Source organism: Frigoribacterium sp. PhB24 (assembly GCF_003755185.1).
In the GTDB taxonomy this organism is placed as follows: Bacteria; Actinomycetota; Actinomycetes; order Actinomycetales; family Microbacteriaceae; genus Frigoribacterium.
Genome location: NZ_RKIC01000009.1, coordinates 766,469 through 778,736, shown reverse-complemented (window position 1 = coordinate 778,736; position 12,268 = coordinate 766,469). Strand labels below are relative to the sequence as shown.

General features: G+C 71.5%; 11 protein-coding genes and 1 other RNA gene. 10 read left to right on the top strand and 2 right to left on the bottom strand.

Going from position 1 to position 12,268, the window contains the following annotated elements; all coding sequences use genetic code 11:
- Nucleotides 1–5: 5 nt before the first annotated feature.
- The 10 genes from EDF50_RS04160 to ssrA all read left to right on the top strand — a co-directional run bounded on the left by EDF50_RS04160 (nt 6) and on the right by ssrA (nt 8,870).
- Nucleotides 6–746, top strand: a complete 741-nt coding sequence (locus tag EDF50_RS04160; RefSeq protein WP_233570299.1) for an acyl-CoA dehydrogenase — start codon at nt 6–8, stop codon at nt 744–746.
- 11 nt (nt 747–757) lie between these two features.
- Entirely contained in the window at nt 758–1,405 is a 648-nt protein-coding gene (locus EDF50_RS04155) for a signal peptidase I (RefSeq protein ID WP_158612621.1), read from the top strand.
- Between the two features lie 8 nt (nt 1,406–1,413).
- The gene (locus EDF50_RS04150) at nt 1,414–2,331 is read left to right on the top strand and encodes a hypothetical protein (RefSeq protein ID WP_123518246.1); all 918 of its coding nucleotides are present in this window, start codon (nt 1,414–1,416) and stop codon (nt 2,329–2,331) included.
- Nucleotides 2,328–4,163 carry a choice-of-anchor G family protein gene (locus tag EDF50_RS04145; RefSeq protein WP_123518245.1) on the top strand — a complete coding sequence of 612 codons (1,836 nt, stop codon included), beginning with the start codon at nt 2,328–2,330 and terminating at the stop codon, nt 4,161–4,163. The genes EDF50_RS04150 and EDF50_RS04145 overlap by 4 nt, the downstream gene beginning before the upstream one ends.
- A gap of 65 nt (nt 4,164–4,228) precedes the next feature.
- The gene (locus EDF50_RS04140; protein WP_123518244.1) at nt 4,229–4,831 is read left to right on the top strand and encodes a hypothetical protein; all 603 of its coding nucleotides are present in this window, start codon (nt 4,229–4,231) and stop codon (nt 4,829–4,831) included.
- Nucleotides 4,832–4,900: 69 nt separating this feature from the next.
- A complete protein-coding gene (gene prfB / locus EDF50_RS04135) occupies nt 4,901–6,010 on the top strand; it encodes a peptide chain release factor 2 (protein WP_123518243.1) in 1,110 nt (369 codons plus the stop codon).
- 103 nt (nt 6,011–6,113) lie between these two features.
- Nucleotides 6,114–6,857, top strand: a complete 744-nt coding sequence (ftsE, locus tag EDF50_RS04130; RefSeq protein WP_043593759.1) for a cell division ATP-binding protein FtsE — start codon at nt 6,114–6,116, stop codon at nt 6,855–6,857.
- Nucleotides 6,854–7,768 carry a permease-like cell division protein FtsX gene (ftsX, locus tag EDF50_RS04125; protein ID WP_123518242.1) on the top strand — a complete coding sequence of 305 codons (915 nt, stop codon included), beginning with the start codon at nt 6,854–6,856 and terminating at the stop codon, nt 7,766–7,768. The genes ftsE and ftsX overlap by 4 nt, the downstream gene beginning before the upstream one ends.
- A 118-nt stretch (nt 7,769–7,886) precedes the next feature.
- Complete coding sequence (smpB, locus tag EDF50_RS04120; protein ID WP_123518241.1) at nt 7,887–8,363, top strand: SsrA-binding protein SmpB; 477 nt, start codon at nt 7,887–7,889, stop codon at nt 8,361–8,363.
- A 129-nt stretch (nt 8,364–8,492) separates the two neighbouring features.
- Nucleotides 8,493–8,870: a transfer-messenger RNA gene (gene ssrA / locus EDF50_RS04115) on the top strand.
- 188 nt (nt 8,871–9,058) lie between these two features.
- On the opposite strand, the gene EDF50_RS04110 is transcribed toward ssrA, so the two are convergent.
- Nucleotides 9,059–10,594 (bottom strand): hypothetical protein, encoded by a 1,536-nt coding sequence (locus EDF50_RS04110; RefSeq protein WP_123518240.1) that lies wholly within the window; start codon nt 10,592–10,594, stop codon nt 9,059–9,061.
- A gap of 239 nt (nt 10,595–10,833) precedes the next feature.
- Nucleotides 10,834–12,207, bottom strand: coding sequence for a hypothetical protein (locus EDF50_RS04105; protein WP_123518239.1), 1,374 nt, complete (start codon nt 12,205–12,207; stop codon nt 10,834–10,836).
- Between the last annotated feature and the right edge of the window lie 61 nt (nt 12,208–12,268).

Here is a 12,268-nt window from a genome sequence, read left to right as displayed (position 1 = left end):
CCACCATGACGCAGCACAGCCCTGCCTCCGACACCTCCGGCGCGGTCGACGCGTCCCCCGAGCAGCAGGCCCCGCGGTCGCGCCGGTTCCGCAAGGTCGCCGCGCTGGCGGCCGGTGGTGCCCTGGTCGTCGGTGGGCTCGGCTACACGGTCGCCGCCTGGACCGACAGCGAGTGGGTCTACGCCGGTGACGGCGCCGGTGGCCCCGGCATCGGCACGGGCACGTTCGAGGTGCAGCAGAGCGTCACGTCGCCCTACACCGCCGGCTTCGCCGACTTCGAGGCGAACCCGGGCCAGGCCATGCTCTTCACCCCGGGCGCCCAGACGCTGAGCCCCGGCGAGAGCGTCTACGCCGGCGTCGCCCTGCGCACGACCGCCACGACCACCGTGCCGGCCGACGTCCAGGTCCGCGCCGCCGTCCCCGCGACGGGCGTGACCGTCGCCGACGCCGGGGGCACGCTGTTCGCCGCCCTCACCGTCCGCGTGGCGACCGTGGTCGTCCCGGCGACCGGAGCCGCACCGACCTGCACCGCCGCCGCCTTCACGGCTCCGACGACCATCGGCACCGGGCCGCTCGCCTCGACCGGCGCCACGGGCACGCAGCGTCTCGCCGCCTCGTCCGGCACCACGCAGTTCTACTGCTTCGAGGTGACCCTGCCGCAGAGCGCCGCGACGGCCGCGTCCACGACCCTCCAGGGCCGCACGGTCGCCCCGGCGTGGGAGTTCGCCTCGACCAGCGTCGAGTGACGGAGCCCCTCGTGGTCGACACCGACACGCGACCCCCGGCCCGCGGCGACGCGTCGTCGAGCGGCCGAGTGGCGGGCGCCGAGGAGACGCTCGGCCGGGCGGCGACCCGGGCCGCGACCCGGGCCTCCACGCGCCCGCGCCGTCCGCGTCGGCGTCCGGTCGAGGTCGCCTCGACGGTCCTGCTCTCGGTCGTCGGCGTCGTGGGCGCGATCTGCCTGCTCTGGCTCGCCGTCTCGACGGTGCTCGGCCTCTCGCTCGTGGTCGTGCTCACCGGCTCGATGAGTCCGACCGTGCCCGCGGGCGGAGCCGTCGTCACGCGCGCGATCGCCGCGGCCGACGTGCGTCCCGGCGATGTGGTCACGGTGCCGCGTCCCGGCTTCGAGGTGCCCGTGACGCACCGCGTGGTCTCGACCACCGCCGTGCCCGGTGACGCCGCCGCGCGGTCCCTCGTGCTGCGGGGAGACGCCAACGACTCGGACGACCGCGACCCCTACGTCGTGCGCGACGCCCGGATCGTCGTCGCCTCGGCCCCCGGACTCGGTTTCGTCCTCACGACGATGTCGACCCCGCCGGCCCGGGGCCTCGCGGTCGCCGTCGTCGGCGGCGCGATCGTGCTGGCCTTCTGGCCGACGCGACGCGACGCCCGCCGTCGAGGGTGAGGGCGGTCGTGGACCCCGCGAGCCGTGGGCAGCGTGACCCCGAGCACCGTGGGCGCCGCACCCCGTCGACGCTGCTCGCCGTCGTCGGCGCGGCGGCGTTCGTGCTGGGCGGTGCCCTGACCGTCCAGGCCGGCACCGCCCGCGCCCTCGAACCCGTGCCCGAGACCGGTCTCGACGGCCATCTCGTCCTCGCCGACGACCTGACCGGCACCGCCGACATCGCGCCGTCCTCGCCGGGACGCTGGCAGATCGCGACGGACGTCACCACGGGCGACCGGGTGGCCCTCAGCATCGAGCTGGTCAGCTCGGGCTCGCTCGTCGAGCGACGCGACGGCCTCACGCTCGGGGTGGAGGCCTGTGACGTCGAGTGGCAGCGGCTCGAGACGACGCCGCGCTGCGCGACCGGGCAGAGGACCGTGACCGAGCCGACCCGCGCCTCCTCGTTCGTCGACGGCGGTCCGGCCTGGCCGGTGCGGTCGGCAGGAGGCGCGGGTCGGGTCTTCCTGTTGGTCAGCCTCGGTCTCGTCGACGGTCCGGCGAGCGACGACGGCTCGCTGATGGGTCTGACCGCGCGCGTGGGTGTGGGCATCACCGCGACCGCCCTCGACCCGATCCCCACGCTGCCCGCCGAACCCGGCCCCAACCCCGACCCCGACCCCACGGACGAGCCCCAGCCGGGCGGGTCGAGCACCGCCGTCCCCGGGGCCGACCCCGAGGACGGAGGCGCGGCGGCCCTCGGCGACGGAGCGGACGGCACCGAGGTCGTGACCGCCGGTGCCGACGTGGCCGTCGTCCGAGCCGACCCCAGGCGCGCCCTCGCCTACACGGGCGGTCTCGCGGTCGGCCCGGCCGTCGCCGGCGCGGGCGCCCTGCTCGTCGGTCTCGCCCTGCACCTGCGCGGCCGACGCCGGACGGTGACCCCGTGACGCGCGGACGGCACACGGCCGGTCGCCCGTCGCTGCTGACGCGGCTCACCCCGCGTCGGACGCGGCTCACCCCGCGCCGGGCCCTGGTCGCGGCCGTCGCGGTGGCCGCCGTCCTGGGTGCCGTCATCGTGCCACCGCCGCCCATGACGACCGCCGCCTGGACCGACTCCGAACGGACGTACGGCCTGGTCGGCACATCGAAGTTCACCTGCGGCACCGACACCGGTTACGCCGCGGCGGCGTCCAGCCGGTTCGCGCGCGGCAGCCTGGCAGGCACGGATCTCGACACCGTCGCCGCCCTGCGCGGCGCCGACCTGGCCCGCACCCGGGCCGGAGTCGTCACCGCGGCACCCACGTCGCCCGCTCCGACCACGGACGCCGGAGGCACGACGACGTTCCGCAATCCGCTGTCGGCGAGCGCCGGCTCGGGTCTCGTGGGCCTCGACCTCGCCGGTCTCGGTACGAACCTGCCGGCCGGATCGGCCGGAGCCCTGAACCAGTTCACGCGGGTCGCTCCGACCGGCACGGCTGCGGCCGCCTCGGGCCTGGTGAGCGACTCGGGCGGACTCGGTGTGACGCCCACGACGCCGAGCACCTCGCTGCCCGGCCCCGCGCGCATCGGACTGACCTCGGTGCTGCCCGCGACGACCGCCCTCGACCGGGCCGACCTGACCGTCGGTGCCGTCGCCTCGTCGGCGACCCTCGACGGCTGCCGCGCGCTCGAGAGCCGCATCTGGGGCGACGGCAGCGTGACCGGGGTCGTCCGCGACTACGGCGTCGCCGGTCTCGGCCTCGAGCTGCGCAGCCCGGCGGTGGCGGGACTGTCGGGCCAGGTGTCGAGCACGGTCACGAGCCTGAACACCGCGTTCGCGGGCTTGGGAGGCAAGGACGGGGCGATCTCCGGCGTCGTCAAGTCGGGGGTGTTCAAGACGGTCAACGACCTCACGAACCTGCTCAGCCTCGGGTCCGTGAGCGGCGACGTCGTCGTCTCGGGGCTGAACCTGCAGGCCGCGGTGGATCCTCTGCTGGCGGGCTCCCTGACGAGCACCGACGGAACGGTGACGATCACCCCGGCCACCGGGCGGGTGACGGTCGACCTGGTCAAGCTGGTGGGGCCCACGGGTGGGATCAACGGCTTGGCGCCGAACACCGAGCTCGTCCTCGGCGCCGCGGCGATGAACTCGATCACGGCGACGGTGGGCGGGCTGCTCGACGGGCTGACCTCGTCGATCGTCACCGCGCTGAAGGCCGCAGTCGACAGGGTGAACCTCGACGTGGCGTTGAAGGTCGACCTCACGGCGACGCTGCTCGGCGCCGTCGTGCCGCTCCTCCGGGTGGACGTGATCGTCAAGGGGTCGCTGTCGCAGGTGCTCGCGTCGCCGTCGACCGCCCAGGCGTCCGTGACGGGCAACCTGTTGCCCGTGCTCGGTCTCGGCGCGGCCTTGAGCGCGGTGCTGAACGGACTCCTCACGCCCCTGGCGAACTCCGCCCCCACCCTGGTGGGGTCGATCGCCACCTTGGTGACGGCCACCCTCGTCACCCCGATCACGACCCTCGGCAGCACCCTCTCGACCACGCTCGCCCCGGTCGTCACCGCCGTCGGCGTGCTCACCGCACGCCTGCCCTCGGTGCTGTCGCTCCGCGTCAACCTGCGCCCCGACCAGCCGGGCTACCCCGGCGGCGTCGTCACGACCCCGCCCTCCACGAAGTGGTCGACCAGCCCGTACCAGGTGAGCGCCCTCAGGGTCGCCCTGCTCGCCGGGGCGGCCACCGTCACCTCGCTCGACCTCGCGACGTCACGCGTGGGGCCCGTCAGCACCCTGCCCCGGTAGTCACCGCGACGGCCCGAGGAGGCGCGGGTCGGCCTCCGCGGTCCACCTCGCGTCAGACTGGGGCCATGCAGCTCTACTCGTCGTCCCCCCTCGTCCGCACCCGCCAGGTGACCGGAGACGTGGTGGCGATCGGCCTCGTCGTCCTCTTCGTCGTGCTCGGGGTGAGCATCGCGAGCTTCATCGGCACGTTCGCCGACCTCGGCAGGCAGCTCGAGGAGGCGGGGGCCGGCTTCCAGGGGACGATGCAGGACGCGTCGCGCGCGCTGGCCGGGCTGCCCCTGGTCGGTGGTGCCGCCAGTGCGCCGTTCGACGGGGCCAGCGGTGCGGGGCAGTCCCTGGCCGACGCCGGCCGGCAGCAGCAGGACGGCGTCGCCCGGGCCGCGCTCGTCGCCGGCCTGGTCGTGGCCGGGGTGCCGAGCCTCGTGGTGCTGTGGGTCTGGCTGCGCGGGCGGATCGCGTTCGTGCGCCGCGCCTCCTCGGTCCGTTCGCTGCTCGCCCTGCCGGGCGGCGAGGACCTGCTCGCGCTGCGCGCCCTGACCGGCCGTGACGCGAAGGCCGCTCTCGCGGTGTCACCCGACCCCGTCGCCGCCTGGCGCGCGGGGGAGCCGGCCGTCGTCCGCCGCCTCGCGGACGTGGCCCTGCGCGAGGCGGGTGTCGCCCGGCGCTGAGCCTCGGCGGCGACGTGCGGGGCCGGCCCCGCACGTCGCGCTCACCCGCGCCGGGTAAGCTCGGGAACCATGATCGCACTGGATTTCTCTGAGCAGATTGCCGCCCTCCGGGCCACGTTCGAAGACATCCGTGCGGTGATCGGGCAAGACCGTCTCGTCGCCGAGATCGCCGAACTCAGCGAGCAGGCCTCGGCGCCCGACCTGTGGGACGACACCGAGAACGCGCAGAAGGTCACCAGCGCCCTCAGCCACCGGCAGTCCGAGCTCGAGAAGCTCGAGACCACCGAGGCGCGGCTCGACGACCTCGAGGTGCTCGTCGAGATGGCGAACGACGGCGACGACCAAGAGAGCGCCGACGAGGCCCAGGCCGAGCTCAAGGCCTTGCAGAAGATGATGGACGTCCTCGAGGTGCAGACGCTGCTCGACGGCGAGTACGACCCCCGGCCGGCCGTCATCACGATCCGTGCCGGTGCCGGTGGCGTCGACGCCGCCGACTTCGCCGAGATGCTGCTGCGCATGTACCTGCGCTACGCCGAGAAGCACGGCATGTCGGCCACGGTCATGGACACCAGCTACGCCGAAGAGGCCGGCATCAAGAGCGCCACCTTCGAGATCGACGCCCCGTACGCGTTCGGCACGCTGAGCGTCGAGGCCGGCACGCACCGACTCGTCCGCATGAGCCCGTTCGGCGCCGCGGGCAAGCGCCAGACCAGCTTCGCCGCGGTCGAGGTGATCCCGCTGATGGAAGAGACCGAGTCCATCGACATCCCCGAGAACGACATCCGCGTCGACGTCTTCCGCTCGTCGGGCCCCGGCGGTCAGAGCGTCAACACGACCGACTCGGCCGTGCGCCTGACCCACATCCCCACCGGCACGGTCGTCTCGATGCAGAACGAGAAGAGCCAGATCCAGAACCGCGCCGCGGCCATGCGCGTGCTGCAGTCGCGCCTCCTGCTCTTGCAGAAAGAGGCCGAGAACGCCAAGAAGAAAGAGCTGGCCGGCAACATCACGGCCAGCTGGGGCGACCAGATCCGCAGCTACGTGCTCGCGCCCTACCAGATGGTCAAAGACCTCCGCAGCGAGCACGAGGTGAACAACCCGTCGAACGTCTTCGACGGCGATCTCGACGGTTTCATCTCGGCGGGCATCCGCTGGCGCAAGCGCGACGACCAGGACTGACCCGGCCCCGGCCGGCCGGCGGCTCCCAGCACATCCATAGCCGCCCCGCCGCAGCGAGTCGCTGCGACGATCGTCACGGCCCGCGCTTAGGGTGATCCCCGTCATGATTCGGTTTGATGAAGTCACCAAGGTCTACGTCGGTAACCCCCGGCCCGCGCTGAACGCCGTCACCCTCGAGATCCTCAAGGGCGAGTTCGTGTTCCTCGTCGGGGCGAGCGGCTCCGGCAAGTCGAGCTTCTTGAGGCTCGTGCTGAAAGAAGAGAAGCCGTCCCAGGGGCAGATCCACGTCCTCGGCCAGCGCCTCGGCACCCTCTCGAGCCGCAAGGTGCCGTACTTCCGGCGCAACCTCGGCGTCGTGTTCCAGGACTTCCGGCTGCTGCCGCAGAAGAACGTGTTCGACAACGTCGCGTTCAGCCTGCAGGTCATCGGCAAGAGCAAGGGCTTCATCCAAGAGGCCGTGCCCGACGTCCTGAAGATGGTCGGCCTGGTCGGCAAGCAGCACCGTCTGCCGCACGAGCTCTCGGGCGGCGAGCAGCAGCGCGTCGCCATCGCCAGGGCGATCGTCAACAAGCCGGCGATCCTGCTGGCCGACGAGCCCACGGGCAACCTCGACCCCTCGACGAGCGCGGGCATCATGACCCTGCTCGAGCGCATCAACGCCGGCGGTACGACGGTCATCATGGCGACGCACGACGCCGGCATCGTCGACCAGATGCAGCGCCGCGTGATCGAGCTCAGCGCGGGCAACATCCTGCGCGACGAGCGACACGGCGGCTACCAGACCCAGGCGGTGCCCATCCAGGCCATCGGGGTCGAGGACCTCAGCACGAGAGGGGCCGACGCATGAGACTCGGACTCGTCATGAGCGAGGTCGGCAGCGGCCTCCGCCGCAACGCCTCGATGGTCGTCTCGGTCGTGCTCGTCACGTTCATCTCGCTGACCTTCGTCGGCACGGCCGCCCTGCTGCAGATGCAGATCACGCAGATGAAGGGCTACTGGTACGACAAGGCCCAGGTCGCCGTGTACCTCTGCACCGACACCGACACGACCGGCAACTGCACCGGCGCGATGGCCACGCAGGACCAGATCGCCGGCGTCAAGGCGCAACTGGACAGCGACGTGCTCACGCCTTATGTCGACAAGTTCTACTTCGAGGACCAGACCCAGGCCTACGACCGCTTCAAGCAGCAGTTCGCCGACAGCCCGGCCACCGAGTTCGTCCAGCCGGCCTACCTGAACGAGACCTTCTGGGTGAACCTGAAAGACCCGACGCAGTCCGACGTCCTCACCGAGAGCCTGTCGAGCCTGGCCGGGGTGCAGAGCGTCGTCGACCAGCGCGGGTACCTCGACCCGATCTTCGCGGTGCTGAACGCGGCGAGTTACACGGCCATCGGCATCGCCTCGCTCATGCTGATCGCGGCCGTGCTGCTGATCGCCACGACCATCCGGTTGAGTGCGTTCAGCAGGCGTCGAGAGCTCGGCATCATGCGCCTGGTCGGCGCCTCGAACCGGTTCATCCAGACGCCGTTCATCCTCGAGGGCGTGATCGCGGCCCTCGTGGGGTCGTTGCTCGCGGGCGGGGCGATCATCGCGATCGTGAACTTCTTCGTGAAGGGCTACCTGGCGGTGACCTTCCAGGGCACACCGTTCATCGGCCTCCGCGATGCCGCGCTCGTCGTGCCGATCGTCATCGTCGTCGGCATCCTGCTCGCCGCGCTCAGCGCGAACGTCGCCATCCGGCGCTACCTCAAGGTCTAGGCCGGCGGCAGAGCCGAGGAGGCGCGGTGTCCGTCACACGGGCACCGCGCCTCCTTCGCTGTATACTGAACGGCTGCCTGTCGGCAGCATCCCCACCCGAACGACCCAGGAGGCCAGCGTGGCGAAAGAACGCGGTGAGAAGGTCGTGGCCACGAACCGCCGCGCGCGCCACGACTACACGATCGACACCACCTACGAGGCGGGAATCGTCCTGAGCGGCACCGAGGTCAAGTCGTTGCGGCAGGGGCGCGCGTCGCTGGTCGACGGGTACGCGTTCGTCGACGGCGGCGAGGCGTGGCTCGACGCGGTGCACATCCCCGAGTACACCGAGGGCACCTGGAACAACCACGCGCCCCGGCGCAAGCGCAAGCTGCTGCTGCACCGCCACGAGATCGACAAGATCGGGCAGAAGACCAAAGAGGGCGGCTTCACGGTCGTCCCGCTCAAGATCTACTTCAGCGACGGCCGGGCCAAGGTCGAGATCGCCCTCGCGAAGGGCAAGCGCGAGTACGACAAGCGTCAGACCCTGCGCGAGCGCACCGCCACGCGCGAGGCGCAGTCGGCGATGTCGGCGCGCAAGCACCTGGGGGAGTGACCGGTCGGCCCGTGGGCCCGTGTGGGGTGAGGGCCGCCGGTGGCGCGAACGCGACGGACGACGTAGACTGATGGGCCGCACGGAAACGTGCGTTGGTAACTCAAGAGCGTGTGACGACGGCCCCCTCATGGGGATGATCGGTTTCGACATCGCCTGTGTGCGAACGAGAAGCGGGCCGAGGATCCAGGGTTATCTCGTAAACGATCTCTGGAAAACAATAAGTGCCAATAACAAGCGCACTGACTTCGCTCTCGCTGCGTAAGCAGTAGAGCCACATGGAGTCCGTCAGTCTGGTGACCGCCTTCTAACCAGATCCTGACGTCATTTAGATGGCTTGCTGTGTGACTACGCCTGGGGGTCACACGGGACTTGCACTCGGGCTGGGCTCGTCGACCTAGAAGCCAGTAACAAAGGTCGGAGCCGAGCAGAACGCCTCATCTGGCTACGCCCGTAGAATGCGTGCAATCTCAGCGATGGACGGGGGTTCAATTCCCCCCATCTCCACCACCGGTCGTCGTCACACGCTCTCGAACACCGGACGCCCCCACCTTCTCGAGGTGGGGGCGTTCGTGCGTCTGTGGCCTGAGCGGTTCGCGCCGACAGCCTTGCGGCCGCGCCGGGTGGCCGGCGCCGGACGCGGAACGGCCCCCGTCGCTGCCGAGGCAGCGACGGGGGCCGTCGTCGTGGTGCGGGTGTTACTCGCCGGCCACGTCGGTGGTCGCGAGCTTCGCGCGGCGGCGAGCGAGGACCATCAGGGTCGAGCCGAGCAGCAGGACGGCGGCGCCGATGCCGATGGCGGCCTCGGTGCCTTCGCTACCCGTGTAGGCCAGGCCGGTCGTACCGGCGGTGCCGGTGGCGATCGGGGTGGCGGGGGTGCCGGCCGGGACGACCGCGGCGACGAGGCTGAAGGCCACGTCGGCCGAGGGGTCCGAGACGATCGGCTGACCGGCGTCGTCGAGCACCGGGGCGCCGTCCGCGTCGAGCAGGAACGCCACGGCCGCGGCGGTGTAGTCGTCCGGCGTCAGGGCGAGGGTGACGGTCCAGTTGCCGTCCGCGTCGACCACGATCGGGTCGGCGGGGTCGGCGGGCTCGGCAGCGGCGCGCATCTCGTCAGCGGGTGCCTCGAGCTCGGGCAGCTGGTCCGTCGGGACGACGGCGAGCAGGATGTTCGAGCCGGGGGTGCCGGTGCCCTCGAAGGTGACCTGGTCACCGACGACGACCTGGCCCTGGGTGGGCGAGGTGATGACGGGTGCGTCGAGCACGACGGGCGTGGTCGGGGGAACGACCTCGGCGGGCAGGGCGAACGAGCGCACGACGGTGTTGTCGAAGCCGCTGCCGCCGACGAAGCCGCCGACGGTCACGGTCTGGTCGACGGGGGCGTCGGCCGCGTACTCGACGGTGATCGAGTAGGTGCTGGCGTTGCCGAGGTTGGCGCGGCCGAGCTCGCCGTCGGCACCGGTGATGGTGACCGTCGAGCCCACGGGAGCGGTACCCGTGAAGGTGACCGAGCGGGACTCGGTCGTGGTGCCCGCGGCAGGCGAGTCGAGCGTGACGGTCTTGGCCGGGGCCGCGACGGCCGGGATCGTGAAGTTGCGCGTGATCGGAGTCAGACCGCTGCCGCCGAGGATGCCGCCGACGGTGACGGTCTGGGCCTGGGTGGCTGCAGCGTCGTAAGGAACCGTGATGGAGTACGTCGAGGCGTTGCCGAGGTTCTGGCGACCGAGCTCACCCGAGGCGTTGGAGACCGTGACGGTCGAGCCCTGGGTGGCCGTGCCGGTGAAGGTCACGGTGCGCGAGTCGGTCGTCGAGCCCTCTGTGGGCGTGGCGAGCGTGAGGTACTTGGTGAGCGGCAGGACGAACGAGAGCGTCTTGGGCTCGTCGAAACCGCTGAAGCCGACCAGGCCGTTGACGAAGACGCTCTGGTTGCGGACGGCGTCGTCGGCGTAGGTGGGCAGGGTCGCGGTGAAGGCGCCCGTGTTGCGGTCGGAGGTGGTGCGCGTCAGTTCCGTGCCGCCCTCAGCGGTCGAGAACGTGACGATGGCACCCGGCGTCACGGAGCCGGTGACGACGACGGTGCGCGAGGTGGTCGCGCCGCCGTCCGTCGGGCTCGTGATGACGAGGTTGCCCGGGGCGGCCTGTGCCGCGGTGGAGGAGAGGAGGGCCCCTCCGAGGGCGAGCGTGAGGACGGCCGGAACGGCCACCGCACGACGCCAAGAGAACTTGGTGATCACGTGGTGAGTGCTTTCTTGATCGGTGGTGCAAGCGTCATCGCTTGTCCGCTCCTGGCCCAGCGCCGGGTGAGACACGCAGTGCCGGCCCGGAGGGCGGCACCAGACGAACCTATCCCGAAGCTGAGAGAACGACACCGTTCGGTCCACTTACCGTCGGGTGATTCTCGGTACACCCGTGCGTCACCCGTTCGCGGATGACAGCTCGCGCGCGACCTGCTATCGACCCGTTCGGGGGGTGGTCACTCGCCGTCCTCGACGAAGGAACAGGGGAGGACGATCAGCCAGGGGCCACCGGGAGCGATGCTCGCGTCACCCACGGCTGCGCCGGCGTCGCATTCGTCCACGACGGTCGTCGCTTGCGGCGGCCAGACCGGTCCTGCCGCCCGGGCGCCCTGCACGGAGCCGAGCTGGGCGGCCTGCACCACGAGCACGAGAAGGAGGCCGGCGGTGATCAGCAGGGTGGGTACGCGCGCCGACCGGGATCGGGCGAGTGAGAGAGCGAGGGGGAGCAGGGCGACGAGCAGCATGCCGGGCACCACGCCGTAGCGCGTGTACTGGAAGCCGTCGAGCCAGGCATCGGGGGTGTACGTGGAGTACAGGGCCCGGTGGTAGCCGTTCGCGAGGTAGGCACCGGCGTATGCGCCGAGCGATCCGAGGGCGAGTGCCGCCGTGGCGACGCGATGGCGGGAGTCGCCGCGCACGAGCAGGTAGGCCGTGGCGGCGACGAACGGCAGGGCAGCGGCCACGAGCAGGGGCCAGTGTGATGCGGCGATCTGGCCCACCTGGTGCGCATCGGCCCACCAGACGCCACCGATGACGTTGACGACGTAGCCCGTGACGAGATCGGACAGGCTGCCGGCCGTCCCTTCGACCTCGGCCCGGGGGGAAGCGACCGTGGCCGCGACCTGCGCGCCCAGGCCGATCAGCAGGGCGACTCGGGGAGGCCATCGCCGGGCGTCGCGGACGTGCCACAGCATCAGGGGCACGAAGAGGACTGCTTGGATCTCGGTCAGGGCGATGACGGCGGCACCGATGGTGGCCAGCACGAGGCCGGTGCGCGTGCGGTAGCGCCGCAGGAGCAGCCAGGGCGTCACCCACAGCAGGAACCAGTGCAGGTTGGCGAGGTTCCCGAGGACCTCCCACGACGTGACCGGAAGCAGCGTCGGAACGAGTGCGACGACGACCCGGCTGGTCCGGTCGCCGATGACGTCACCGGCGCAGACGTAGACCACGACCGCGACGACGGCGACGACGAGGCAGCTGACGGCCGTGACGGCGACTGCGTACCGGGACAGCGGTGCCAGCGCGGTGACGAGGTCGGCCGACATCCGCGGCAGCAGGTGGAGGTAGCCGGCGTAGGGGTCGAACCATGCGCCTCCGACTCGTGAGCCGGCGCTGTCGGCGAGGAAGTTGCGACCGTCCTCGGCCCAGAGGCTGTTGCGTGCGGCAGGGGCCAACCGCCACCAGGCGAGCGCCGACGTGACGACGAAGAGCCCGGCGGCGACGACGACATCGACTGCCGAGGCGGTGGGGCGGGCGACACGTGACGCGGGTGTGCGAGCGATGGTGGTGATGGGTGTGCCGTTCTCGGGTCTGGTCGGTCGGGACGTCACGACCCTAACAACGGCTCGAGCGCATCACGGGGAGGAGCTCGCGTCCGGGGCGTCCTGCGCA